At 61.4% G+C, this 25,771-nt stretch carries 24 protein-coding genes; 12 read left to right on the top strand and 12 right to left on the bottom strand.

The window, feature by feature from the left end; genetic code table 11:
* Window positions 1–27: 27 nt before the first annotated feature.
* The 4 genes from J7E41_RS20990 to J7E41_RS21005 are packed head-to-tail and all read left to right on the top strand — an operon-like array spanning window position 28 to window position 4,660.
* Window positions 28–732, top strand: a complete 705-nt coding sequence (locus tag J7E41_RS20990; protein ID WP_214995866.1) for an ABC transporter ATP-binding protein — start codon at window positions 28–30, stop codon at window positions 730–732.
* Window positions 729–1,928: an ABC transporter permease gene (locus J7E41_RS20995; protein WP_214995867.1), complete on the top strand. Its 1,200-nt coding sequence runs from the start codon at window positions 729–731 to the stop codon at window positions 1,926–1,928. Before J7E41_RS20990 ends, J7E41_RS20995 begins: the two co-directional genes overlap by 4 nt.
* Window positions 1,921–3,405: a TolC family protein gene (locus tag J7E41_RS21000; protein WP_214995868.1), complete on the top strand. Its 1,485-nt coding sequence runs from the start codon at window positions 1,921–1,923 to the stop codon at window positions 3,403–3,405. The genes J7E41_RS20995 and J7E41_RS21000 overlap by 8 nt, the downstream gene beginning before the upstream one ends.
* Window positions 3,395–4,660, top strand: coding sequence for an efflux RND transporter periplasmic adaptor subunit (locus J7E41_RS21005; protein ID WP_214995869.1), 1,266 nt, complete (start codon window positions 3,395–3,397; stop codon window positions 4,658–4,660). Before J7E41_RS21000 ends, J7E41_RS21005 begins: the two co-directional genes overlap by 11 nt.
* A gap of 64 nt (window positions 4,661–4,724) precedes the next feature.
* Here the strand turns inward: J7E41_RS21005 and J7E41_RS21010 are convergent, their stop codons facing one another.
* The 11 genes from J7E41_RS21010 to J7E41_RS21060 all read right to left on the bottom strand — a co-directional run bounded on the left by J7E41_RS21010 (window position 4,725) and on the right by J7E41_RS21060 (window position 16,038).
* Window positions 4,725–6,161 carry an FAD/NAD(P)-binding protein gene (locus J7E41_RS21010; RefSeq protein ID WP_214995870.1) on the bottom strand — a complete coding sequence of 479 codons (1,437 nt, stop codon included), beginning with the start codon at window positions 6,159–6,161 and terminating at the stop codon, window positions 4,725–4,727.
* 12 nt (window positions 6,162–6,173) lie between these two features.
* Complete coding sequence (locus tag J7E41_RS21015; RefSeq protein ID WP_214995871.1) at window positions 6,174–6,941, bottom strand: ABC transporter ATP-binding protein; 768 nt, start codon at window positions 6,939–6,941, stop codon at window positions 6,174–6,176.
* 3 nt (window positions 6,942–6,944) lie between these two features.
* A complete protein-coding gene (locus tag J7E41_RS21020) occupies window positions 6,945–8,285 on the bottom strand; it encodes an ABC transporter substrate-binding protein (protein WP_214995873.1) in 1,341 nt (446 codons plus the stop codon).
* Between the two features lie 23 nt (window positions 8,286–8,308).
* Window positions 8,309–9,358, bottom strand: coding sequence for a branched-chain amino acid ABC transporter permease (locus J7E41_RS21025; protein WP_214995875.1), 1,050 nt, complete (start codon window positions 9,356–9,358; stop codon window positions 8,309–8,311).
* A gap of 4 nt (window positions 9,359–9,362) precedes the next feature.
* Entirely contained in the window at window positions 9,363–10,244 is an 882-nt protein-coding gene (locus tag J7E41_RS21030) for a branched-chain amino acid ABC transporter permease (protein ID WP_169355127.1), read from the bottom strand.
* A complete protein-coding gene (locus J7E41_RS21035; RefSeq protein WP_214995877.1) occupies window positions 10,241–11,014 on the bottom strand; it encodes an ABC transporter ATP-binding protein in 774 nt (257 codons plus the stop codon). Before J7E41_RS21035 ends, J7E41_RS21030 begins: the two co-directional genes overlap by 4 nt.
* On the bottom strand, window positions 11,011–11,979 hold the full coding sequence (locus J7E41_RS21040; protein WP_214995879.1) for an acyl-CoA synthetase: 969 nt from the start codon (window positions 11,977–11,979) through the stop codon (window positions 11,011–11,013). The genes J7E41_RS21035 and J7E41_RS21040 overlap by 4 nt, the downstream gene beginning before the upstream one ends.
* Window positions 11,980–12,323: 344 nt before the next feature.
* Window positions 12,324–13,736: an LLM class flavin-dependent oxidoreductase gene (locus J7E41_RS21045; protein WP_214995881.1), complete on the bottom strand. Its 1,413-nt coding sequence runs from the start codon at window positions 13,734–13,736 to the stop codon at window positions 12,324–12,326.
* Window positions 13,736–14,113 carry an acyl-CoA dehydrogenase gene (locus tag J7E41_RS21050; RefSeq protein ID WP_214995883.1) on the bottom strand — a complete coding sequence of 126 codons (378 nt, stop codon included), beginning with the start codon at window positions 14,111–14,113 and terminating at the stop codon, window positions 13,736–13,738. The genes J7E41_RS21045 and J7E41_RS21050 overlap by 1 nt, the downstream gene beginning before the upstream one ends.
* A 10-nt stretch (window positions 14,114–14,123) precedes the next feature.
* Entirely contained in the window at window positions 14,124–15,320 is a 1,197-nt protein-coding gene (locus tag J7E41_RS21055; RefSeq protein ID WP_214995885.1) for an SfnB family sulfur acquisition oxidoreductase, read from the bottom strand.
* Between the two features lie 154 nt (window positions 15,321–15,474).
* Window positions 15,475–16,038, bottom strand: a complete 564-nt coding sequence (locus J7E41_RS21060) for a helix-turn-helix domain-containing protein (RefSeq protein ID WP_214995887.1) — start codon at window positions 16,036–16,038, stop codon at window positions 15,475–15,477.
* A gap of 92 nt (window positions 16,039–16,130) precedes the next feature.
* Between J7E41_RS21060 and J7E41_RS21065 the strand changes: the two genes are divergently transcribed.
* The 8 genes from J7E41_RS21065 to J7E41_RS21100 all read left to right on the top strand — a co-directional run bounded on the left by J7E41_RS21065 (window position 16,131) and on the right by J7E41_RS21100 (window position 24,301).
* A complete protein-coding gene (locus J7E41_RS21065; protein WP_214995889.1) occupies window positions 16,131–17,060 on the top strand; it encodes a DMT family transporter in 930 nt (309 codons plus the stop codon).
* 113 nt (window positions 17,061–17,173) lie between these two features.
* On the top strand, window positions 17,174–20,098 hold the full coding sequence (locus J7E41_RS21070) for a monovalent cation/H+ antiporter subunit A (protein WP_214995891.1): 2,925 nt from the start codon (window positions 17,174–17,176) through the stop codon (window positions 20,096–20,098).
* Complete coding sequence (locus J7E41_RS21075; RefSeq protein WP_003192163.1) at window positions 20,098–20,442, top strand: Na+/H+ antiporter subunit C; 345 nt, start codon at window positions 20,098–20,100, stop codon at window positions 20,440–20,442. The genes J7E41_RS21070 and J7E41_RS21075 overlap by 1 nt, the downstream gene beginning before the upstream one ends.
* Entirely contained in the window at window positions 20,439–22,121 is a 1,683-nt protein-coding gene (locus tag J7E41_RS21080; RefSeq protein WP_214995893.1) for a monovalent cation/H+ antiporter subunit D, read from the top strand. Before J7E41_RS21075 ends, J7E41_RS21080 begins: the two co-directional genes overlap by 4 nt.
* On the top strand, window positions 22,118–22,606 hold the full coding sequence (locus J7E41_RS21085; RefSeq protein WP_214995895.1) for a Na+/H+ antiporter subunit E: 489 nt from the start codon (window positions 22,118–22,120) through the stop codon (window positions 22,604–22,606). Before J7E41_RS21080 ends, J7E41_RS21085 begins: the two co-directional genes overlap by 4 nt.
* A complete protein-coding gene (locus tag J7E41_RS21090; protein WP_214995897.1) occupies window positions 22,603–22,881 on the top strand; it encodes a K+/H+ antiporter subunit F in 279 nt (92 codons plus the stop codon). The genes J7E41_RS21085 and J7E41_RS21090 overlap by 4 nt, the downstream gene beginning before the upstream one ends.
* On the top strand, window positions 22,878–23,219 hold the full coding sequence (locus J7E41_RS21095) for a Na+/H+ antiporter subunit G (protein ID WP_214995899.1): 342 nt from the start codon (window positions 22,878–22,880) through the stop codon (window positions 23,217–23,219). Before J7E41_RS21090 ends, J7E41_RS21095 begins: the two co-directional genes overlap by 4 nt.
* A gap of 746 nt (window positions 23,220–23,965) precedes the next feature.
* Window positions 23,966–24,301, top strand: coding sequence for a DUF6124 family protein (locus J7E41_RS21100; RefSeq protein ID WP_214995901.1), 336 nt, complete (start codon window positions 23,966–23,968; stop codon window positions 24,299–24,301).
* Between the two features lie 73 nt (window positions 24,302–24,374).
* Here J7E41_RS21100 and cysS read toward each other — a convergent pair whose 3' ends face one another.
* Window positions 24,375–25,763, bottom strand: a complete 1,389-nt coding sequence (gene cysS, locus J7E41_RS21105; RefSeq protein ID WP_214995903.1) for a cysteine--tRNA ligase — start codon at window positions 25,761–25,763, stop codon at window positions 24,375–24,377.
* Window positions 25,764–25,771 lie beyond the last annotated feature (8 nt).

Below are 25,771 nucleotides of genomic sequence, written 5' to 3' on the forward strand. Positions count from 1 at the left end.
AGCGTCGAGGCTGCAGGCGTAGTCACGATGACAGATACCCCCACGCTCCCAGGCTTCATTTCCCTGCAAGGCATCGGCAAAAGCTATCAGCTGGCCGGGCAACACCTGTCCATTCTCAATGATGTATGCCTATCCATCACCCACGGCGACAGTTGCGGCATCCTCGGCGCTTCCGGCTCCGGCAAGAGCACCCTGCTCAATATCCTCGGCCTGCTGGACCTGCCCGACTGCGGCCAGTACCACTTTGCCGGCCATGACATTTTCAACTCCAGCCCCGATCAACTGGCCGCCATCCGCAATCAACAGATCGGTTTTGTGTTCCAAAGCTTCAACCTGTTGCCGCGCCTGAGTGCCCTGGACAATGTCGCCCTGCCCCTGAGTTATCGCGGCATCTCCCGTCATGACTCCGTAGAGCAAGCACTGCGCATGCTCGATCAGGTAGGCCTGGCCGAACGTGCCCATCATCGCCCGGCCGACTTGTCCGGTGGCCAGCGCCAACGGGTAGCAATCGCCCGGGCGCTGGTGGGCAAACCTTCGGTCATCCTCGCCGACGAACCCACCGGCAACCTCGACAGCCACACCGCCCAGGAAATCATGGACCTGCTGCTGGTCCTCAACCGCGAGCAACAGGTCACGCTGATTATCGTCACCCACGACCCGCACATTGCCGAGCGCCTGAATCGCAAGGTCCTGGTGCGCAATGGCGTGGTGCAAGAGGCTGGGCGCCTATGAGCCTGCGGGTCGAACAGAGCCTGAGCCAACTGCTGCACGAGGCGTTTGTCAGCCTGCGGACCTTGGGCAAGCGTTCGGTCCTGGCCTTGCTGGGGATCGTCATCGGCAGCTCTTCGGTGGTGGCGTTGATCAATATCGGCCACAACGCGGCCGAAGACGCAGCGGCGATTTTCAAGGACATGGGCACCGACACCCTGGTGGCGCAATTCCCGCCGCGCGGCAGCAGCACCGAGCCCATGCGCGCCAGCCTGGACCTGGATACCGTGCGCAAAACCGTGCCGGGCATCGCGCACATCGGTGCGATTTCGCAGTTCAGCGGGCCGGTGGTGTTCCACGGCCGTACGTTCAACACGGGGATTATCGGCAGCACGCCAGACCTGAAGGACGCCATGCGCCTGTCTCTGCGCGAGGGGCGCTTCCTGTCGCCATTTGACGGCGGTGAAATCTATGCGGTGATTGGCAATCAGGTCGCTTTGGCCCTCAGTACCCCAGGCGACCCGCTGCAAACGGGTGACCGGGTGCGGATCAGCGACTACCTGTTCCTGATCGTCGGCATCCTACAGAGCCAACCCCGCTCCATGCTGATTCCGGTGCAAGCCAACGAAGCGATATTCATCCCCGCCGAGGGCATGCGCCGCATCTACCCCACGCCCCAAATCAGCAATGTGGTCATCCGCGCCACGCCGGGGCAGGACATGGAGCGCATCGCGCGCGACGCCGCCACGGCGCTGAAAACCCAGCTCACCGACCACGATGTCGACATCCAGGTGCCCCAGCAAATGATCGACGGCATGACCCGGCAAAGCCGCACCTTTGCCTACCTGTTGCTGGCCCTGGGGGCGATTTCCCTGGTGGGCGGCGGCGTCGGGGTGATGAATGTGATGCTGATGAACGTCTCGGAGCGGCGTCGGGAAATCGGCATTCGCATGGCCCTGGGCGCCCGTCAGCGGGACATTCGCAACCTGTTTTTGCTGGAAGCCGTTACCCTCACCGCCGTCGGGGCCTTGTGCGGCGCCGTGCTGGGCATGACCGCCGCTTATCTCTATGCATGGTTGTCCGGCTGGCAGTTTTCCCTGGCGATTGCTGCCTTGCCTCTGGGCGTAGGCAGTACGTTGCTGGTGGGGCTGTTTTTTGGCATCTACCCGGCGGTGTCGGCGTCGCGATTGCAGCCGGTGGAGGCCTTGCGTGATGAATAAGCGCCACGCTCTGCTGTTGATCGGTCTTATCAGCTTGCCCAGCCTGGCCTCTCAGGTGGTGATCAACCCCTCGGCGCCGAGCACCACCCGCAGCGGCTATGACCGCAGTGTGTCCCTCAGCAACCAGACCACCACCCTGACCCTGGGCGACGCGGTTTACCTGGGGCTGCGCAACAACCCGGCGATTCGCAGCAGTTACCTGCAACGGGTCGCGCAGAAGTTCGACCTGCGGGTGGCCGAAGACACCTTCAACCCCAAACTCGTGCTTAACAGCTACTACCGCGCCAACCGGGGTTCGGCAGACAACGCCCGCAACAGTAACGTGGCCCCTGCCGCCACCTTGCTCGGTGAATACGGCACCCGACTGAGCATGTCCTGGACCCAACAGTTGAACAACGCCAACCATGCCGGACGCTTTCGCAGCGACGGCCTCGACCTGGCAATCATCCAGCCATTGATGCGCGGCGCCGGCTGGGACGCCACCACCGCACCGTTGCGGCTGTCGCGGCTGGCAGAACAGGCCAACCGACTCAACCTCAAAGCCACCGTGGCACAAACCATCAGCCAGATCATCGCCACCTACCGCGAACTACTGCGGGCCCAGGAACAACTGAGCATCGTCCAGGACGCGCTCAAGCGCGCAAACACCTTGCTTGAGGTCAACAAGGCGCTGATCGCGGCCGGGCGCATGGCCGAGTTCGAGATCGTGCAGACCGAAGCCGACATCGCCACCCAGCAACTGGGCGTGGAAGAAGCACAGAACCAACTGGACACCAGCCGCCTGGCCCTGTTGCGCTTACTGGCGCTGGACCTGTCCACGCCGATTCGTGCCACCGAAGCCCTGGAAGCCACCCGCATGGACATCGACAAACGCCAGGCCTTCAACCTCGCCCAGAACCAGCAGCCGGAATACCTGGCCGCCCTGCTCGGCAGCCAGCAGGCTGACCTCAACCTGGTCATCGCCAAAGACTCAGGGCGCTGGCAGGTGGACCTGATCGCCGGGGGTAACCAGTATCGTGATGCCTATAACAACGATGACGGCAATACCAACACCCGACGCTGGGACAGCTACGCCGGGATTCAGGTGCAGATTCCCATCGGCGATATCAGCACGCGCCAGGCCGAGGTGCATGCCCGGGTCGATGTGGAAAATCAGCAGATCGCCATCGACGACGCCAAGCAGGAACTGGAACGCAACGTCAACGATGTGGTGCGCGACCTGGGCACCCGCTGGCGCCAGTATGAAATCTCGCAACGGGCGGTCGAGCTGTCCAAGCGCAAGATCGACATTGAACGAGAAAAACTCAGCGCCGGGCGCTCCACCAACTTCCAGGTGCTGAGTTTCGAGACCGACCTGCGCAACGCCGAGAACTCCCGGCTCAATGCGCTGATTGCTTATTTGAATGCCCAGACCCAGCTCGACCTGACCCTGGGCATGACTCTGGAAAGTTGGGAAATCGCCCTTAATGACTACTAATCGAAAACGCCTGCTGGGCGCTGTGTTGATCGTACTGTTGGCCGGCGCCGGGATCGCGCTGGTCAGCTATCACAGCCCCGCCGCCGACCAACCCGCTACAGCCGAGCAGTGGCTGGCGGTGAAGACCGATCCGTTGGTGCATCAGATTGGTCTGGTGGGCAAGATCGAACCCGACACCACCATCACCCTCACCGCCCCCTTCGACGGCAACGTACAGGCCAATCTGGTGGAACAGGGCCAGCGAGTGGACGCCGGCCAGGTGCTGCTGCGCATGGACCCGGCCACCCTCGAAGTACAGCTGCGCGACGCCCTCTCCGCCCAGCTCAAGGCCCGGCGCACGGTGCAGGAAATGCAGGACTGGGACAGCGGCCAACTGGTGGGCCGCGCCCGGCGCAGCCTGCGCACGGCCGAGATGACCGCTGGCAACACTCAACGCAAATTGACCGAAAGCGAAAACCTGTTCAAGCGCGGCATTATCCCCCGCAATGAACTGGACGACCTCAAGCAACAGGCCCAGCAACAACAGCTGGACCTGACGGCCGCCCGCAGCGAATTGCAACAGGCAGTGGACCAAGGCAAAGGTGAATACCGGCAGATCGCCGATATGGAACTGACCAATGCCACGGTGAAATATGAAGCCTTGCGCACGCTGCTCGACGGCAAGGAGGTCAAGGCGCCGTTCTCTGGGATCGTGGTGCCGGCACCCGGCAGCAACTCATCTCAGGGGGGAGCCACCAACAACGTACCGGTGCAGGCCGGCAGCAAGGTCAGCCAGGGCCAGGTGCTGTTCGGGCTGGCCAATATCGAACGCTTGAAAAGCGTCGCCAAGGTCTCGGAACTGGACATCAACCAATTGCACCAGGGCCAGGCGGTGGAAGTCATGGGCGATGGGTTTGACGGTGAACGACTGACCGGTTCCGTCAGTGTGGTCAGCGGCCTGGCAATCGCCAGTGAAGCCCAGGGCAGCGCGCAATTCCCGGTCACCCTGTCGATCCCCAAGCTGACCCCGCAACAACTGCAACGGGTGCGCCTGGGCATGAGCGCCCGGCTGACCATCGTGACCTACAACAATGACCAGGCGATCATCGTGCCTGCCCAGGCGATCGCCCGAGGGGAAAACGGGATGACGGTGGAGTATCGGGTGGCGATGGACAAACCGGTGGAACAGGTGAGTGTGACCACCGGGCAGTCGACAGCTCAGGGGGTTGAGGTGTTTGGGTTGAAGCCAGGGTGGGTGAAAGTCCCCGCCCTGTAGCCGCTGCCGAGGCACGAGGCTGCGATGGGCTGCGCAGCGGCCCCACCTCGTGCCTCGGCAGCGGCTACAAAGGGTTGCGTGAAGGTGCGGCGAGTCGCACTGCCAACGCCTTCGCCTGACTCGCCACATCCGTCACCGCAGTGCTTTCCCACCACATGCCCCGCAACGGCGGCCCCATTGCAAACAGCCGCTGGCTAATGTGCCCCTCAGCATCCAGGACCGCGCCAGACACATCCGCCGCAATTCCCAACGCCAGCGGACCCGGCTGAATCAAACCGCGAGCCAACAGTTGCTGGGGCAATGGCCGGGCAACGCGGCGCCAGTCATATTCAATGCCACTGGAGTTGATCAGTGCAGCACCCGTCACCAAGGTGGTTTGCTGCTCGCCGCGACGGCGTAGGCGAATGCTCACCCCACCGGCCACCGACGGCTCCAATCCCTTGAATGAGGCCGCCTGAATACGCAACCGCCCTTCCCCATGCAAACGCGCCACCAACTCCGCACTCAAGGGCGGCGAACGGTGGTGGTGACTTTCCCACCAAGGTCGCACATGTCGTACAAACTGGCGTTTTTCACGCTCGCTGGCCTGGCTCCACAAACGAGCGATATGCGCCCGCACCATGTCCAATGGCGCTTGCCAGTCAACCCCCTGATCCAACGCGACCCGGCACTGGCGGCGTACTTCACGTAACAGCTGCCGAGGGCTGCGGATACTGTGATCCTCAGCCAGAAAGTCCACCCAGCTCGGCGGTTGCCGGCGTACGTGGGGCAGCAAACCGTGACGCGAAAAAATCTCGATAGGCCCACGATGCCCAGCCTGTTCCAGCGACACCACGGCATCGACCATGGTCAGCCCGGAACCGATGATCAGCACCGTCGACTGCGGGTCCAGTTGGGTCATCGCGCGGACATCCCACGGATCGACCGCTGCGGCGTTGAGGCCGCTGGACTCTGTCTGTGGGGTGCGCGCCGCCGGGAACATACCCGTGGCCAATACCGCAAACGCACCCTGCAATTGCTGGCCGTTGTCCAGGGTGAGCCGCGTCGCGTGTTCCTCGACCTGCAGGTCGATCACCTCGGCGCGAATGTGCTCTACGGTGGATTGCGAAAGTGCCTGGGCCTCGGCCAGCCACTGCTGCGCGTACAAGCCAAAAATCCCCCGGGGTGGAAACAGCTCGCTGACCGGCACATGCTGCTGGTCCGACTCCGGCCAGCCGCCGTTGGCAATGTATTCGGTCAACCACTGGGTCAAGTCATCGGCATTGTCCGGGTCGACACTCATGCGCGCCGCGTTGCCGTTCAAGGTATGGCCCAACTCCACCGCACTGTAGGCTTCACCTCGCCCCAGTTCACGGCGCGGCTCGATCACCAGGATCTGCCGCTGACCCGGCTGGCGCAGCAGTTGCGCGGCCAGCATCGTGCCGCTCAGGCCACCGCCGATGATCAGCACATCCGCCTGGCGGATGGCGCTCGTCGCCTGTCCGCTTTGGGTTTCACTCATGAACATGCGCCCTTACTGTCTGCCCAGATAAATGTCATGCAAATCGCCCCGCGCCAGCAATTCAGCTGCACTGCCACTCAAAACGACACGCCCAGTATCCAGCACATAACCCTGGGACGCATAGTTGAGGGCGACATTGATGTTTTGCTCAGCGATCAAAAAGCTCACCTGCTGCTCACGATTGAGTTGGCCGATGATCTCGAAAATCTCCTGGACGATCATCGGCGCCAAGCCCATGGATGGCTCGTCCAACAGTACCAGCGTCGGACGGGTCATCAGCGCCCGGCCGATGGCGACCATCTGCTGCTCGCCACCGGAAGTCAGCCCGGCGCGGGTATGGCGCTTGGTCTTGAGCCGCGGGAACCAGGCGTAGATCCGCTCCAGGTCCTGCTCCATGTCCTTGCGGCTCAAGCGCCGCACGAAGCCGCCGCTGCGCAGATTGTCTTCCACTGTCAGTTGGCCGAACACGTGTCGGCCCTCCAGCACATGGACCATGCCCTGGCGCACGCGCTGGCTGGGGTCGACCCCGGCCAGGTCGCGCCCCTGATACTCGATCAAACCCCGGCTGACCTCGGCCCGTTCCGCCCGCACCAGGCCGGAGATGGCCTTGAGGGTGGTGCTCTTGCCCGCACCATTGGCGCCGAGCAAGGCGACGATGGCGCCCTTGGGCACACTCAGGGACACCCCGGCCACGGCCAGGATCGCGCCGTCGTAGATCACTTCAATGTCATTGACCTGAAGCAGCGTCTGACTCCATGGCTCGCGGGCAGCTTCGCTCATGACTTATTCATCCCCCGTGCAGGTGCGCGGCGTCAGGCCTTTTTCCTTGGCAAAGGCGGCGGACTTCTCATCGATCAGTGGACGCAGCAGTGCACGGTCGGCGGCGATCCAGTCGCTGATCAACGTCCAGTTGGCGCCGTCCCATTGCTGGATCCGCGCCGAGCCGCCGCCTTCATGGTCGCGGCACGAGAGTTTGAGGTTCTGCATCAACCCCAGATAACCCATGTCCTTGAGCCTTGCGTCGTCGATGTTCAGGTGCTCCAGGCCCCAGCGCCCTTCTTCGCCATTGAGCGGGCGCTTGCCGAACTTGGCCTGGCCGGTGCGAATCGCTTCCACGGCCACGGCGGCGTTCACCAGGCCCGAGTTGTAGTAGACGCTGCCGAAGTTTTTCAGGTCTTTGAGGTCGCTGTGGCCCGTGTCGAGAACGTATTGCTTGAGGCGCTTGTGGATCTCGAAATCGCTGCCCGCCGGGTAGGGCGTCAGCGCCAGGTAGCCCTTGGCGGCGGCGCCGGCGGGCAATACGTCTTCACTGGAACTGGCCCAGATGTCGCCGATGATATGGTCCACCGCAAAGCCGAAGCGCGCAGCAGTCTTGACCGCCACCGGGGTTGAAACGCCCCAGGTACGCAGGAACACCCAATCCGGATTGGCCTGGCGCACCTGGCGCCATTGCGCCGACTGCTCGTTGCCGGGATCGGCCACGGGGATCTGGATATTTTCAAAACCGTATTTCTCGGCCAGCAACTTCAGTGGTCCAAGGGTCTCCCGGCCATAAGCGGAGTCGTGGTAGACGGTGGCGATTTTCTTGCCCTTGAGCTTGTCAAACCCACCTTCGCGCTGGGCGATGTAATTCACCAGGGTCGAGGCTTCGCTGTAGAAGGTCAGCATCACCGGGAAGTTGTAGGGAAACACCGTGCCGTCGGTGGCTTCGGTGCGCCCGTAACCGAGGGTGATCAGCGGAATCTTGTCCACCTCTGCCCGCTCGCTCAAGGCGTAGGCCGCAGGCGCACCGTTAGGCTGGTAAACCGCGACCGGTGCGCCGTCCAAGCCATTCTTGAAGCGCTCGTAGCACTCGATGCCCTTCTCCGCCGTCCATTCGGTCTCGCATTCCTGCCACACCAGCTTGACGCCATTGATGCCGCCTTCAACCTCGTTGATATAGCGCAGGTAGTCGATCATCCCGGCCCACACCTGCACGCCGCTGGAGGCATAGGCGCCGACACGGTAGGTGGCCAGCGGAATGAATTGTTGGTCGGGCGAGGCCATGGCCTGCGGGACTGCACCCGCCAATGCCGCCAGCGCGAAAGCAGCGCCGGCCAGGGAACGTTTCAAGGATGCACGCATGGAGATTCTCTTAAGGGACGGATTCAGAAACGCAGCGGCCATTGGCGCAGCCGTTCACGCAGGTTGTGCAACAGGCGAATCAAACCCTCGGGTTCCTTGATCAGGAACACGATGATCAACACGCCAAAGATGATTTTTTGCAGGTTCTGCAGCTGCCCGGCATCCACCGAACCGCCGAACAACGCTTGCCCGGCATGGCTGAGAAAGATCGGCAGCAAACTGATGAAAGCTGCGCCGACGAAGTTGCCGGCAATGCTGCCCATGCCGCCGATAATGATGATGAACAGGATCTGAAAGGAGCGATTAATATCGAAGCTGCTGGCGCTCGCGGTGCCCAGATACGCAAAGGCCCATAACGCACCGGCAATCCCCAGGTAGAACGAGCTGACGGCAAATGCCAGACGCTTGTAGCGCACCACCGGAATGCCAACCACGGCGGCGGCGGTGTCCATGTCACGGATCGCCATCCAATTGCGTCCCACCTGGCTGCGCACCAGGTTCACGGCGGTCCAGGTCAACAGCAACACGGTGACCAAGGTCAGCAGATAGCGGCCCACGGGCGTATTGAGGTCATGACCGAACAGCGCAAGCTTCGGTGCGGAAATGGTCCCGGAGGAGCCATAGTTGTAGAACCAGGGGAATTTGACGAACAGCCATTCCAGGAAAAACTGCGCGGCCAGGGTAGTGACCATCAGGTAGAAACCTTTGATCCGCGAACTGGGCAAGCCGAACAGCAGCCCCACCAACGCGCTGATAACCCCGCCACCCAGCAGCGCTACCGGCAAGCCCAACTCCGGCAGGCGCAGCAGAAAACCGTAAGTGGCAAACGCGCCAACCGCCATGAAGCCCGCCGCACCGACCGACGTCTGGCCGGTGTAGCCGGTCAACAGGTTCAATCCCAGCCCGGCCAGTGACAGCACCAGGAACGGAATCAAAATCGCGTTGAGCCAATAGTCATTGCCCCACAGCGGTACCACGATGAAGGCCAGCACCAACAGGCCAATCAGGCCCCAGGGCAAGCGTCGTTGAATCAACAACAACGGAGCGGTTTCATGGGCAACAGGAATCGACATACTTTCAGACTCGCTCGATGGCGCGCTCGCCAAACAGGCCGGCGGGACGGATATACAGGAAGGCCAGGGCCAGGACATACGCGAACCACGGTGTGATGCCGCCGCCGATCAGCGGGCCGATGTAAACCTCGGCGAGGTTCTCCGCCGCACCAACGATCAACCCGCCGACAATCGCACCGCCAATCGAGGTAAAGCCGCCAATGATCAACACCGGCAACGCCTTGAGCACCACCAGCGACAAGGAAAACTGCACGCCTTGGCGCGCGCCCCAGAGCAAGCCGGCCACCAGCCCGACAATACCGGCCACCGCCCAGACGATCTGCCAGATACGGTTGAGGTTGATGCCGATGGACAACGCCGCCGTGGTGTCATCGGCCACCGCCCGCAGGGATACGCCGATACGAGTCTTGTTAAACAGCAACGCCAGCACTGTCACCAACACCACGGCGGCCGCTGCGGCGATCAGGTCGAACTGGCTGAGCATCAGCGGTCCGAGAAACAGCGGCACGTCGTCGATACCCAGATCCAGGGCGCGCACTTGCGAGCCCATCAGGCCTTGGGCCAGGCCTTCGATGATGAAGGACAGACCGAGGGTGGCCATGAACAAGGTGATTTGCGAGCGGTTCACCAACGGACGCAATACCAGCCGTTCGATGAGCAACGCACCGACGATCATCACGATCACCGTCAGCAGCAAGGCCAGGGCAAACGGCACGCCTTGGTCGTGCAGGCTGACAAACGTCAGGGCGGCGAACAGCAGCATCGAGCCCTGGGCAAAATTGAACACGCCGCTGGCCTTGTAGATCAGCACAAAACCAATGGCGACCAGCGAGTACATGGTGCCCGCGAGCAGGCCACCGAGCAGGGTTTCGAAAAAGAACGTCATGGGTTGAGCACTCCCAGATAGGCCGCGATGACGTCGGGGTTGGCCTGCACTTGCATCGGCGTGCCGTCACCCACCTTGCGCCCGTAATCGAGCACCACCACATGATCCGACAGGCCCATTACCACGCCCATATCGTGTTCGATCAGCACGACGGTGGTGCCGAGGTCGCGGTTCACGTCAGCCACGAATCGCGCCATTTCCTGCTTCTCCTCAGCGTTCATGCCGGCCATGGGCTCGTCCAGCAGCAACAGGCTCGGGCCGGCAATCAGCGCCCGGCCCAATTCCACGCGCTTTTGCAGGCCGTATGAAAGATTGCCCACCAGCACCTCGCGGTGGGCCTGCAGTTCGAGGAAATCGAGGATGCCCTGGGCGCGTTGGCGGAAGGCTTCAGCCTCGCGCCGCGCTCTGGGCAAGCCGAGGGCCTGTTCGATAAAAGTGCTGCGGGTATGCCGGGACAGGCCAGTCAGGATGTTGTCGATCACGCTCATCTTCTTGAACAAAGCGTTGTTCTGGAACGTGCGCCCAATGCCTCGGCGTGCCGCACCCAACGGGTCAATGCGGTGGAAATGCTGCTGCTCGAACACGATCTCGCCGGCATCAAATCGGTACACACCATTGAGCACGTTGAGCAACGAGCTTTTGCCGGCGCCGTTGGGGCCGATCAGTGCGCAGATCTCGCCGCGCTGCACGTCAAAGGACAAGGCGTTGATGGCCTTGACCCCTTTGAAGGACAGGGAAATGTCGCGCACCTGGAGAATGGCTTCGCTCATGCAATATCCCGTTTGAATTCCACCAGCCATTCCGGCTCGGTGCTGTTCTGCCGAGTCGCCGGGGCCTGCCAGATGTACTGCAAACGCTGGAACCCCAGCAGCCGCCGTACACGATTTTTGATCAGCCGGCGCAGGCCGCTTTGTGGGTGGGCGATGGCCCACTCGGACAACCGACGGCGCCAGGTGCCGACCGGAGCCAGGCGGCGTTCGATCTCATCGGCCAGGTGCTGCAAACGCGCAGGCGACAGCAGCAAACCGGTGGGGGCGACTTCGCTGCGATCACGCCGGGCCGAGCCACGGCTTTCCGGGAAGGCCAGGTTCTGGCCACTGCTCAGCCATTGCTCCAGCACCACGGCCAGGCCGCCTTGCCAGTGAGTGCCCTCCTCGCTCCACAACGCGGTTTCGCCGCCGGGCTGCCACCACCGGTTGAGGCGTCGCGCAGGGTCCAGGGGGCCAAGCAATTGGGAGAACACCAGTACCCCGTTCCCAGGCGCTGCTTGCTCGGTGATCAACCACTGAGGGGCGGCACTGCTACCGGCCACCGCCAGCCAGTGCTGCACCTGCTGACGGCCTCGGACGTAAGCGTGAGTCGGACGCAAGCGCCACAGCAGTTTGTGCAATGTGGTGGGTTCCAGGTCATCGGCGAGGGTCAGGATCTGACCGCCAATGGACTGGGCGGCCAGGGCCAGCAGCAATAGATTCGGCTCGAAGGCACCGCTCAAAGCCAATCGCGATTGCTCGGTAAAACCCTTCTGACGAAGGCCATCAACCAGACGCTCGACATCGCGCAAGGCATCGATCCAGCGCCAGGCGTACCACTGGCCATGACGCTTATGACGCAAGGCTGTGTGCAACGGACTGACCTGTGCCCAGTGATGCAATTGCTCCAGGGCCTTGGGCAAGCCCGTGACCCATTCGGCAGGCCATTCCACATCCAATGGACGGTTGAGTGTGTGCACGCTCATAGGGGTGATGCTCCTATTGGTGGGTAAGCGTGCGGTGGTCCGCTGGCTGGGATCTATAAAACAATAAAGCTCTTATCAAATTTAAAATAACTTACTGATTTTAAAGGGTTAAAATTTAACCCTAAAGTCTTGAGGCCTGCATAAACAATTTCAGGCGACCGCATTCTTGTGGCGAGCGGGCTTGCCGGATCGCCGTATCGCCCCCGTTGGGCTGCGCAGCAGCCCCAAAACCAGGCGCAGAGGAGTGCCTGATACACCGCATTCGTCTTCATCAGGGGTGCTTCGCACCCCAACGCGGGACAAGCCCGCTCGCCACAGAGGTCCCAGTTTGCTGCGCGACAGCGCTACGTCGAAGAGGTAGTGGGACCTCCCACATTTGAACCGTGTAGGGTCGCAAGGTCGCGATAGCCGGCGCCCGGATGGTTCTGCGGCAACCGCGCCCCTTCTCCAAACAACTTCTCGCGTAGCGTGCCCTGGGTGTATTCGGTCTTGTAGGCCCCGCGCTTCTGCAGCTCCGGCACCAGCAAGTCCACAGCGTCGATGAACGTCTCGTGGGTCAGCGCATAGGCCAGGTTGAAGCCATCGACATCCGTCTCTTCAACCCACTCCTGCAACAGGTCAGCCACCGTCTGCGGCCCGCCGACAAACAACGGTCCAAAGCCACCGATCCCTACCCAGTCTGCCAATTCATTGGGCGTCCAGACCTTGTTCGGGTCTGCGGTGGAGAACGCTTCCACCGCCGATTGAATGGCATTGGTGTGCACATGTTTGAGCGGCTCATCCGGCTTGAACTGGCTGAAATCAATACCGGTCCAGCCAGAAATCAGCGCCATCGCCCCTTCGTAGCTGACGTAGGATTTGTATTCCTCGAACTTGGCTTTGGCCTTGGCATCGGTTTCGCCGACGATCACCGTCTGCAGGTTGAAGATCAGGATTTTCTTCGGATCACGCCCCGCTTCTGCCGCGCGACGGCGGATGTCGGCGACGGTCTTTTTCAGCAGTACCTTCGACGGCGCGGCAACGAACACACATTCAGCCTGCTCGGCGGCGAATTGCTTGCCACGGCTGGAGGCCCCGGCCTGGTACAGCACCGGCGTGCGTTGTGGCGAGGGCTCGCAGAGGTGGATGCCGGGCACCTGGAAGTGTTTGCCGGCGTGGCGGATCTCGTGGATTTTGCTCGGGTCACTGAAAATCTGCCGCTCGCGATCCCGCAACACGGCGCCCTCCTCCCAACTGCCTTCCCAGAGTTTGTAGCAAACCTCGAGGTATTCCTCGGCATAGTCGTAGCGTGCGTCATGTTCGGTCTGGGCCTTCTGGCCGAGGTTCTTGGCGCCGCTTTCCAGGTAGGAGGTGACGATGTTCCAGCCGACGCGGCCCTTGGTCAGGTGATCGAGGGTGGAAAGCCGGCGCGCGAACGGATACGGGTGTTCGAACGACAGCGACGCAGTCAGGCCGAAACCCAGGTGTTCGGTGACCATTGCCATGGGTGCGATCAGCGACAGCGGATCATTGACCGGCACCTGCGCGGCCTGGCGAATCGCTGCGTCGCCGTTGCCGTTGTACACGTCGTAGATGCCCAGCACGTCGGCGATGAACAGACCGTCGAACTTGCCACGCTCAAGGATCTTCGCCAGGTCGGTCCAGTACTCCAAGTCCTTGTACTGCCACGAACGGTCACGCGGGTGCGCCCATAGGCCGGGGGATTGGTGACCGACACAATTCATGTCGAAGGCATTCAGGCGGATTTCACGGGGCATCAAACAGCACTCCTGGGGGCGACACCGTTGAGGCGGTAGTTGCCGACGATCTGGTATTTCCAGCGCAACGGGTCACCCAGGGTGGACGGCAGCGCGGTGCGCTGGCCGGTCAATTCGAATTCGGCGTTGCTGGCGGCGATCAAGGCTTCGGCGCTGGCGATTTGGGCTTCGGTAAAGGCAATCTCTGTTTCGATGGGGCTTTGGCCTTTGAGCGTTTCAGCGCGTTCGAGCAGTGCGGCGGCGACGTCGATGCGAATCTGCAAGTCGCCAAAACGGCTGATGACATAGGGATCGTCGCTGTGCCGGACAAAGCGCAAGGTGCTTTCCAGCAGATGGCGTGCCTGCTGCAAGGCATCCGGTTGGGTCAGTGCATTCATCGAAAGCTCCTCAGTTCCAGGCGTGGCGCGCCGGCTTGACGCCGTTGAGCAGGAAATTGCCGATCAGGTGGTACTTCCAGCGGGCCGGGTCATGCAGGGTGTGGGTACGCGCGTTGCGCCAGTGACGGTCGAGGTTGTGTTTGCCGAGCACCGAGCGGGTGCCGGCCAGCTCGAACAACTTGCTGCTGGCGAGCAAGGCAATCTCGGTGGAAAGAACCTTGGCCTGGGCAACAATCAGCGAAGCGTTGGCCACCGTGTCTTCGTTGGGTTCAGCCAGAGCCAGGTCGACAGCGCGACCAGCCTTGGCGAGGATGGCTTCAGCGCCGTGGACGCGCCATTCCAGGTCGCCAATGGCGGCAATGGTGAACGGGTCCTGCCAGCCGTGATCCTGTTGGCTGTCGATCCACGGCCGGGCTTGGCGGGCATAAGTCTTGGCTGCATCAAGGGCGCCGATGGCGATGCCGGTGTCTACGGCGGCCTGGATGATCTGCGAAATAGGGCCGTCGGCGGTGGGTTGGTCATACGCCTTGTGGGCCGGAATCACCGCATCCAACGGGACATTGACCGCATTGAGGGTGACACCGCCACTGGCGGTGGTGCGCTGGCCGAAACCGTCCCAGCTGTCGATCACCGTCAGGCCAGGATTGTCGCGCTCGATAAAGGAAATGAACGCCTGATTTTCCTCGTTGACCGCCACCGTCGGCACGATATGGGCGAACAACGCACCGGTGCAGTAGAACTTCTCGCCATCAATCTGCGCACTGACGTCGTCAAAACGAATACGTGTTTCGAAGGCAGCAGCGGTTTTGCTCTTGGCTTCGGAGAAGGCGTTGCCGAAGCGATAGCCTTGCAGCACCTTGGCAAAGTAGTGCTGCTTCTGCGCTTCGCTGGCGGTTTGTATGAGGATGTCCACCACGCCCAAATGGTTCTGCGGGATTTGCCCCAGGGATGGGTCGGCAGCGGAGATCAGCTTGATCACCTCGGCCACCGTCACATAGGACACCTCGGCGCCACCGTAAGCCCTGGGGACCGTAATGCCCCACAAGCCGCTGGCGGAGAACTCATCCAGCTCGGCTACCGGCAGGCGGCGCTCACGGTCGCGCACGCTGGCGTCGACAGCGAAGCGCTTGGCCAGTTCAGTGGCGACGCTGATGGCTTCGGCGTCCGTGCGGATGATGTGGGCAGGATGTAGAGGTTGGACTGGCATGGGCCGACTCCGGGCTTCAGAGAGATACCGGAGCAATTGCAGGAGTCGTGCCTGAATCTAATGATCAATAAAATCATAGGATTACATAAGTATCAGAGACGCGCTTGTAGCTTCAAACCAGCAAAATGTTCAACCACTGTTGCGCTATCAACAGTCAGATCACCACGTTTCGTACAAACCTCACCGCAATATCACCCTCATTGCGATAGCTGTGGGGCTGGTGGCTGGCGAACATGTAGAACTCGCCGGCGCCGATCTGCTGAGCTTCCTCACCCAGTATCAGGGTCAGGCAACCCTCAAAGACAAACAACTGTTCACTCCAGCCCTCCAGGTCCGGATCCGGGCAATAACGATCACCGGGCTCCAGCCGCCATTCCCACAACTCGACTTCTCGACGAGCGCTGGCCTTGGCCAGCAACACCGCTTTGCTGCCGTCGATTTCGCCTGCCCAGGCCAGTTCATTGATGCGGCTGTGGTCACGCACATCCGGGGCCTGGATCAGGTCGCTGAACGCCACGTCCAGTGCTTCGGCGACACGATCAAGAGTAGACAGGCTGACGTTCTTTTCACCCGCTTCGATGGCCACCAGCATCCGCCGACTGACGCCGGACTTTTCGGACAATGCGGTCTGGCTCAGTTCGGCTGTATGGCGCAAGCGGCGAACGTTCTGGCTGACGTGTTGCAGGACCGAAGCCCGTTGCGGATTTTCTTTGTGCACTATATTGCTCACAGGGTGGGGTTGCGCAGTATACTGCCCAGCTGCGACGCATTGTGCGTTCCACGCCCTTCCTGTGCAAGACCAGAGCCGCCATGACCACCTCGACCTCCTCCCCGCGTTTTTCCCGTTTCAGCAAAGCCGAGTGCGTGCTGGTGGTGATCACCATGATCTGGGGCGGCACCTTTCTGCTGGTGCAACACGCCATGACCGTCAGTGGACCGATGTTTTTTGTCGGCCTGCGCTTTGCGGCCGCAGCGTTGATGGTCGGCCTGTTCTCGTTTCGTACCTTGCGTGACTTGACCCTGTTCGAGCTGAAGGCCGGGTGCTTTATCGGGGTGGCGATCATGTTCGGCTATGGCTTGCAGACTATCGGGCTGCAGACGATTCTCAGCAGCCAATCAGCCTTTATCACCGCGCTGTATGTGCCCTTTGTGCCGCTGTTGCAGTGGCTGGTGCTGGGCCGCCGGCCAGGGTTGATGCCAAGCATCGGCATCATGCTGGCGTTCGCCGGGTTGATGCTGTTGACCGGCCCTGCCGGCGCGTCGCTGAATTTCAGCCCCGGTGAAATCGCCACCCTGATCGGCGCGATTGCAATTGCCGCCGAGATCATCTTGATCAGCGCCTATGCCGGGCAAGTGGATGTACGCCGGGTGACCGTGGTGCAACTGGCCACCGCCTCGGTGTTGTCGTTCCTGTTGGTAGTGCCCATGGGTGAAGCCCTTCCGGGGTTTTCCTGGTTGCTGTTGTTCAGTGCCGTGGGCCTGGGGCTGACCAGTGCGGTGATCCAGGTGGCAATGAACTGGGCGCAGAAAAGCGTCTCGCCGACCCGTGCAACCTTGATCTACGCCGGGGAGCCTGTGTGGGCCGGCGTGGTTGGGCGGATTGCCGGCGAACGTTTCCCGCCGATTGCCATGGTGGGGGCTGCGCTGATTGTGCTGGCGGTGATTGTCAGTGAGATGAAGACGCGGGGGCGCAAAGCCGTCGAGTTGAACGAGGCGTTGGAACAAGAGAGCCAGAGCTGAGTGCTAAATCGACTTTTTCAGCTTAGCTTGTAGGATCCTGCCACAGGTTGCCGTTTGGTGATCCGGAATCCGGCACGTATGATGCATCCCAAACTCCCGCAGATTAGAAGCCTATGTCCCTGATAGTTCTACTGCTTCTGCCTTTTATCGGCAGCTGTCTGGCGGCCTTGCTGCCGCACAACGCACGTAACACTGAATCCCTGCTGGCCGGCCTTGTGGCCCTGGTCGGAACTGTACAAGTCGCCCTGCTCTACCCCCAGATCGCCCATGGTGGCGTGATTCGCGAAGAGTTCATGTGGTTACCCAGCCTGGGCCTGGACTTCGTGCTGCGCATGGACGGTTTTGCCTGGCTGTTCTCGATGCTCGTCCTGGGCATCGGCACGCTGGTGTCGCTGTACGCCCGTTATTACATGTCGCCGGAAGACCCGGTGCCGCGGTTCTTCGCATTTTTCCTGGCGTTCATGGGCGCGATGCTGGGCTTGGTGATCTCCGGCAACCTGATCCAGATCGTGTTCTTCTGGGAACTGACCAGCCTGTTCTCGTTCCTGTTGATCGGCTATTGGCACCACCGCGCCGATGCCCGGCGTGGCGCTTATATGGCGCTGATGGTCACCGGCGCAGGCGGCTTGTGCCTGCTGGCGGGGGTGATGCTGCTGGGGCATATCGTCGGCAGCTATGACCTGGACCAGGTGTTGGCCGCTGGCGACCAGATCCGCGCCCATTCCCTGTACCCGATCATGTTGGCGCTGGTGCTGATTGGCGCCCTGAGCAAAAGCGCGCAATTCCCCTTCCACTTCTGGCTGCCTCACGCCATGGCCGCACCGACACCGGTGTCGGCCTACCTGCACTCGGCAACGATGGTGAAGGCCGGCGTGTTTCTGCTGGCCCGCCTGTGGCCGTCGCTGTCCGGTAGCGAAGAATGGTTCTGGATCGTCGGCGGTGCCGGCGCTATTACCCTCCTCCTCGGCGCCTATTGCGCCATGTTCCAGAATGATCTCAAGGGCCTGCTGGCCTACTCCACCATCAGCCACCTCGGCCTGATCACCTTATTGTTGGGTCTCAACAGCCCGCTGGCCGCGGTTGCCGCCGTCTTTCACATTCTCAACCACGCGACCTTCAAGGCTTCGCTGTTCATGGCGGCGGGGATTATCGACCACGAAAGTGGCACCCGCGATATCCGTAAACTCAGCGGCCTGTTCAAGCTGATTCCGTTTACCGCCACCCTCGCCATGGTCGCCAGCGCCTCCATGGCCGGCGTACCGTTGCTTAACGGCTTCCTCTCCAAGGAAATGTTCTTCGCCGAGACGGTATTCATCTCCGCCACTGCCTGGCTGGAAATCGCCCTGCCGGTGATCGCCACCATCGCCGGGACCTTCAGCGTCGCCTATGCCCTGCGCTTTACCGTGGATGTGTTCTTCGGCCCCCAAGCCACCAACCTGCCGCATACCCCGCACGAACCGCCGCGCTGGATGCGTGCGCCGGTAGAGTTGCTGGTGTTTACCTGCCTCTTGGTGGGGATCTTCCCGGCCCAGGTAGTCGGTTCGATCCTTGCCGCCGCCGCCCTTCCCGTGGTCGGCGGTGTACTGCCTGAATACAGCCTGGCCATCTGGCACGGCTGGAACGCGCCGATGATCATGAGCCTGGTGGCCATGTCCGGCGGCGTCTTGCTCTACCTGCTGCTGCGCAAGCAACTCAAGCGGGGCCGCTTCAAATACCCGCCGATCATCAGTTACTTCAACGGCAAGCGCGGGTTCGAGCGCACGCTGGTGGTGATGATGCGCGGGGTACGCAAGCTCGAAAAACGCATCAGCACCAAGCGCCTGCAAACCCAGCTGTTCCTGCTGGTGCTGGCCGCGGTGATCGCCGGTTTGATCCCGATGCTGCACAGCGGCATCAGTTGGGGCGACCGGCCGAAGATCCCGGGCTCCATCGTCTTCGTGACCCTGTGGCTGCTGGCGATCGCCTGCGCCCTGGGTGCCGCCTGGCAAGCCAAGTACCACCGACTCGCCGCCCTGACCATGGTCAGCGTCTGCGGGATGATGACTTGCGTCACCTTCGTCTGGTTCTCCGCACCGGACCTGGCCCTGACCCAGTTGGTAGTGGAAGTGGTGACCACCGTGCTGATCCTGCTGGGCCTGCGCTGGCTGCCACGGCGGATCGAAGACGTCTCGCCACTGCCTAGCTCGGTGCCCAAGGCGCGCATCCGTCGTCTGCGGGACTTGCTGCTGTCCACCGTGGTCGGTGGCGGCATGGCGTTGCTGTCCTACGCGATGCTGACCCGCCAGACGCCCAACGATATCTCCTCGTTCTACTTGAGCCGCGCCCTGCCCGAAGGCGGCGGCAGCAATGTGGTGAACGTGATGCTGGTGGACTTCCGGGGCTTCGACACCCTGGGGGAAATCACCGTGTTGGGCGCCGTGGCCCTCACGGTCTACGCCCTGCTGCGACGTTTCCGCCCTTCCAAAGAAAGCATGCAATTGCCCGCGCAACAGCGCCAACTGGCACCGGACGTGGCCACCGACCTGGTCAACCCGCGCCAGGCCAGCGACACGGCCCTGGGCTTCATGATGGTGCCTGCCGTGCTGGTGCGCCTGCTGCTGCCGATTGCCCTGGTGGTGTCGTTCTATCTGTTCATGCGCGGCCACAATCAGCCGGGCGGCGGTTTTGTCGCCGGCCTGGTGATGTCGGTAGCGTTTATCCTGCAATACATGGTTGCCGGCACCCAGTGGGTCGAGGCGCAGATGAGCCTGCGACCGATGCGCTGGATGGGCTTCGGTTTGCTGTCAGCGACGCTGACGGGGCTCGGGGCACTGTTCGTGGGGTATCCATTCCTCACCACCCACACGCTGCACTTCAGCCTGCCGGTGCTGGGCGACATCCATATCGCCAGCGCGTTGTTCTTCGACGTTGGCGTGTACGCCGTGGTGGTCGGCTCGACCCTGCTGATACTCACCGCTCTGGGTCACCAATCGGTGCGTGCCCATAAACCCAGCAACCAGGCGAAAGCCGCTGCCACGTCTAAAGGAGCTGCCGCCTGATGGAAGAAGTCATCGCAATTGCCATTGGGGTCCTGGCGGCCTCCGGCGTCTGGTTGATCCTGCGACCACGGACGTTCCAGGTGGTGATGGGCCTGTGCCTGTTGTCCTACGGGGTTAACCTGTTCATTTTCAGCATGGGCAGCCTGTTTATCGGCAAGGAGCCGATCATCAAGGACGGCGTACCGCAAGACCTGCTCAACTACACCGATCCCCTGCCCCAGGCTCTGGTACTGACAGCGATCGTGATCAGCTTCGCCATGACCGCGCTGTTTCTTGTCGTGCTGCTGGCCTCCCGGGGCCTGACCGGCACTGACCACGTGGACGGTCGGGAGCCTAAAGAATGACCTGGATGAATCAACTGATCATCGCGCCGATCCTGCTGCCGTTGCTGACCGCCGGGCTGATGCTGATGCTGGGCGAGAAACATCGCCCGCTCAAGGCACGGATCAACCTGTTCTCCAGCATGATCGGTCTCGGTATCGCCGTGCTGCTGTTGTACTGGACCCAGAAAGGCGGCCCCGGCTCCATCGGCGTGTACTTGCCGGGCAACTGGCAGGTGCCGTTCGGCATTGTGCTGGTGGTGGACCAACTGTCCGCATTGATGCTGGTCCTCACCGGGATCATTGGCGTCAGCGCCCTGTTGTTCGCCATGGCCCGCTGGGACCGCGCGGGCACCAGCTTCCACGCTCTGTTCCAGATCCAACTCATGGGGCTTTACGGTGCATTTCTCACCGCCGACCTGTTCAACCTGTTCGTGTTTTTCGAGGTGCTGCTGGCTGCCTCCTATGGCCTGATGCTCCACGGTTCCGGCCGCGCACGGGTATCGGCGGGGCTGCATTACATCTCGATCAACCTGCTGGCTTCGTCGTTGTTCCTGATTGGCGCGGCGCTGATCTATGGCGTCACCGGCACTCTGAACTTCGCCGACCTGGCGCTGAAAATCCCCCTGGTACCGGAAGCCGATCGCGGCCTGCTGCATGCCGGCGCGGCGATCCTCGCCGTGGCGTTCCTGGCCAAGGCCGGGATGTGGCCACTGAACTTCTGGCTGGCGCCCGCCTACTCCGCGGCCAGCGCGCCGGTGGCCGCGATGTTTGCGATCATGACCAAAGTCGGCGTGTACACCGTGCTGCGCTTGTGGACCTTGCTGTTCTCCGGGCAAGCAGGCGCCTCGGCGTACTTTGGTGGTGATTGGCTGATCTACGGCGGCATGGCAACCATCATCTGCGCCGCCCTGGCCATGATCGCCGCGCAACGCCTGGAGCGCATGGCCAGCCTGAGCATCCTGGTATCCGCCGGGATCCTGCTGTCGGCGGTGGGCTTTGCCCAGCCAAGCCTGACCGCAGGTGCACTGTTCTATCTGCTCAGCTCGACATTGGCCTTGAGCGCGCTGTTCCTGCTGGCAGAACTGATCGAACGCTCGCGCTCGGCCAACGATGCGCCGCTGGAAGAAGAAATCGAATCCTTGCCACCGGCCATGGAGTCGCTGCATCCGCCACCTGGCACCAACCTCGACGATGAACAGAAAGCCGTGGTCGGCCAGGTCATTCCCTGGACCGTGGCCTTCCTTGGCTTGAGCTTTATTGCCTGCGCCCTGCTGATTATCGGCATGCCGCCGTTGTCCGGGTTTATCGGCAAACTCAGCCTGCTCAGCGCCTTGATCAACCCAATGGGTTTGGGCAACGCCGTCGACGAGCCGATCCGCCCCGCCGCCTGGGGCTTGGTTGCACTGTTGATCTTCTCCGGCCTGGCCTCGTTGATCGCCTTCGCTCGCCTCGGTATCCAGCGCTTCTGGACCCCAGAAGAACGTCCGTCGCCGCTGCTGCGCCGCTTCGAGTGCGTGCCGATCTTCTTCCTGCTCGGCCTGAGCATTGCCCTGACCTTCAAGGCCGAAGCGCTGATGCGCTACACCCAGGCTGCCGCAGAAAGCCTGAATAACCCCGAGCACTACGTGATGGCCGTCATGGCCACCCGCCCGGTGCCGAGCCCTGAGGCCCAGGCTGCAGCAGCGGAGGTACAGCCATGAAACGCCTGTTCCCCGCCCCGTGGTTGTCGTTGGCATTGTGGCTCTTATGGCTGGTGCTGAACCTGTCCATCAGCCCCGGCAACCTGTTGCTGGGCGCGATCCTCGGCTTCGCCGCACCGCTGATGATGGCCCCACTGCGTCCACTGCCGATCCGCATCCGCCGTCCTGGGGTGATCATCCGCCTGTTCTTCCGGGTGGGACGCGACGTGATCATCTCCAACCTGCACGTGGCCTGGGGCGTACTGACCTGCGGCTCGCGCCCACCGCGCTCGTGCTTTATCAAAATCCCCCTGGAGCTGCGCGATGCCAACGGCCTGGCCGTGCTGGCAATGATCACCAGCGTGACCCCCGGCACCGTCTGGTCCGAACTGGCCCTGGACCGCAGCATCCTGCTGCTGCACGTATTCGACCTGGATGACGAAACGCAATTTATCCAGCACTTCAAGCACGCCTACGAACGGCCCCTGATGGAGATCTTCGAATGAGCGCCCTGCTCTCCAATGCGATCCTGTTCAGCCTGTTCCTGTTCTCCCTGGCCATGGTGCTGACCCTGTTCCGCCTGTTCAAAGGCCCATCGGCCCAAGACCGGGTACTCGCGCTGGACTACCTGTACATCCTGGCGATGCTAATGATGCTGGTGCTAGGCATTCGGTATGCCAGCGACACCTACTTCGAAGCAGCGCTGCTGATTGCGCTGTTCGGCTTTGTCGGCTCATTTGCCCTGGCGAAATTTCTGCTGCGTGGAGAGGTGATCGAATGATGCCGTTATGGGTTGAAGGGATCGTGGCCGTGCTGCTGGTACTCAGCAGCGTATTCGCACTGATCGGCGCGATTGGGTTGCTGCGGATGAAGGACTTCTTCCAACGCATGCACCCGCCGGCACTGGCCTCGACGCTGGGGGCCTGGAGTGTGGCATTGGCGTCGATCATCTACTTTTCGACGCTCAAGGCCAGCCCGGTGCTGCATGGTTGGTTGATTCCGATCTTGCTGTCGATCACGGTACCGGTGACCACCTTGCTGCTGGCGCGCACGGCGTTGTTCCGCAAGCGCATGGCGGGGGATGATGTGCCGGCCGAAGTAAGTAGTCGCCGCACCTAAGCCCTGAAGCGGACACGGTAAAAAATGTGGGAGCGGGCTTGCTCGCGAAAGCGGTGAATCAGACACAGATGTATTGACTGACACGCCACTTTCGCGAGCAAGTCGAATCGTCGCACCGCCGCTCCCACATTTGGATTGGGGGAATCCGCAGAATCATCTCTAGCCGACAGACCGGATTTACGCTGCCAACCCCAGCAATACCTGATCATCCGCCCGCACCGAATCGTGAGACGATATATAGCCTTCATGGGCATTGAAAAATTTATCAACGCTGGAGTTCAAGGGTTTAAGCGCACTGTCTTACCCCGTCCCTTGCATGAGAAACAACTAGCGTGCAGATGATCAGCGCCGTCCCCCTCCAGAATCGTCCCAGTCCGGGAAACGCTCGATTAATCATCAGTGCAGTCTCCTTGACCGCTACAACCAGCTTGGCCACCACTGAATCTGCAGAACCAAGAATTTTCCGACAGCTTTTTAGGGTTGTCGCTCAGAAGATGCCTCACTAATCTTCGGCGGTCGCTGCAAATTCAGCGACCGGGTTTCGCAGCCCGGTTAAACTCTAGACGCACAGCGTCCACCAAAAGATAACGGGCGCTTTTTTATGCCTGATGTTATGGCGGCTGTGCGCGGGATACCTTCGGGTATGCCGGGTGCCTAGAGTCCCGGTCTGCGAACCTGCGTACAGCTGCCACCCAATTATCGTTTCGCAGCGATGGGTGGGGGCTCCAAACTCTAGGAGCTTCGTCATGATTAAAGACAGTCCGAATCCGCCGTTGGATTCATCCCGGTTTCAAGATTCTGCTCATCGAGCGATTAGCCATTATTTGAACCCATCTTCGAAACCAGAGCCGTCAGATAACGGAACGGGTCTGTTTGCCGTGCGCGAAGGATTAGATGCAGAAACCTTATTGATCAACGCTTCAGAGGATCTGGCGTCAGTCCACGCACTGGCAAGCCATCTGGCTTTTGAGATCGACGGTAATCCTCGAAGCGTGGCTCTGGGAATTTGTCGGATGCTGGAAGGGGTTCAGTTGATGGTGGAGAAAACACTAAACCTCAATGACAGTACTATTCAGAGATAAATCCGAAATCGAAGATTGGGCTAAAAATGTGGGAGGTCGCACCGCCCCTCCCACATTTGGATCGGGTTACCAATCAAGCCTGATCAGCCAACCGCCACGTCGTCCCACCCTTCCCGTCTTCCAATACCACCCCCATGGCGGTGAGTTGGTCACGGATACGGTCGGATTCCGCCCAGTCCTTGTTGGCACGCGCCGTCAAACGCGCCTGGATCAGTGCATCCACCTCAGCCGCATCCACGCGCCCTTCAGCGCCCGCTTGCAGGAAGTCATCGGCTTCCATTTGCAGGACGCCCAACACACTGGCCAACTCTTTCAAGCGAGCAGCAAGCCCAGCCGCTGCATCGAGATCGCTCTCACGCAGACGGTTGATCTCACGCACCATCTCAAACAGCACCGCGCACGCTTCCGGTGTGCCGAAGTCGTCGTTCATGACTTGGGTAAAACGCTCAACGAACGCTTCGCCACCAGCAGGCGCAACAACAGGCAAGCCTTTCAACGCATGGTAGAACCGCTCAAGCGCGCCTTTGGCGTCCTTGAGGTTGTCTTCCGAGTAGTTGATCGCGCTGCGGTAGTGGCTCGACACCAACAGGTACCGCACCACTTCCGGATGGTACTTTTCCAGCACGTCGCGGATGGTGAAGAAGTTGTTCAAGGACTTGGACATCTTCTCGCCATTGATGCGAATCATGCCGCAATGCATCCACGCGTTGGCGTAGGTCTTGCCGGTGGCCGCTTCGCTTTGGGCGATTTCGTTTTCGTGGTGCGGGAACTCAAGGTCGCTGCCGCCGCCATGAATGTCGAAGGTCTCGCCCAGGCAGCAGGTGGACATCACCGAGCATTCGATGTGCCAGCCCGGACGCCCGGCGCCCCATGGCGACTCCCAGCTCGGCTCGCCGGGCTTGGTACCTTTCCACAGGACGAAGTCCAGCGGGTCTTGCTTGGCTTCGTCGACTTCGATGCGTGCGCCGATGCGCAGGTCTTCGATTTTCTTGCGCGACAGTTTGCCGTAGCCCATGAACTTGGCGACGCGGTAGTACACGTCGCCATTGCCCGGAGCGTAGGCGTAACCCTTGTCGATCAGGGTCTGGATCATCGCGTGCATGCCCGGGATATGGTCCGTGGCGCGAGGCTCCATGTCCGGCTTGAGGATGTTGAGGCGCGCCTCGTCCTCGTGCATGGCGGCGATCATGCGTTCGGTCAGCACATCAAACGGCTCGCCGTTTTCCTTGGCACGATTGATGATCTTGTCGTCGATGTCGGTGATGTTGCGCACATACGTCAAGTCATAGCCGCTGAAACGCAACCAGCGGGTCACCAGGTCGAAGGCAACCATGCTGCGGCCGTGGCCGATGTGGCAGTAGTCGTACACGGTCATGCCGCACACGTACATGCGCACCTTGTTGCCATCCAGTGGCTTGAAGACTTCTTTGCTCTTGCTGAGCGTGTTGTAGATCGTTAGCACAACGGCTT

It is taken from the genome of Pseudomonas fluorescens (assembly GCF_018614655.1).
Lineage (GTDB): Bacteria > Pseudomonadota > Gammaproteobacteria > Pseudomonadales > Pseudomonadaceae > Aquipseudomonas > Aquipseudomonas fluorescens_BX.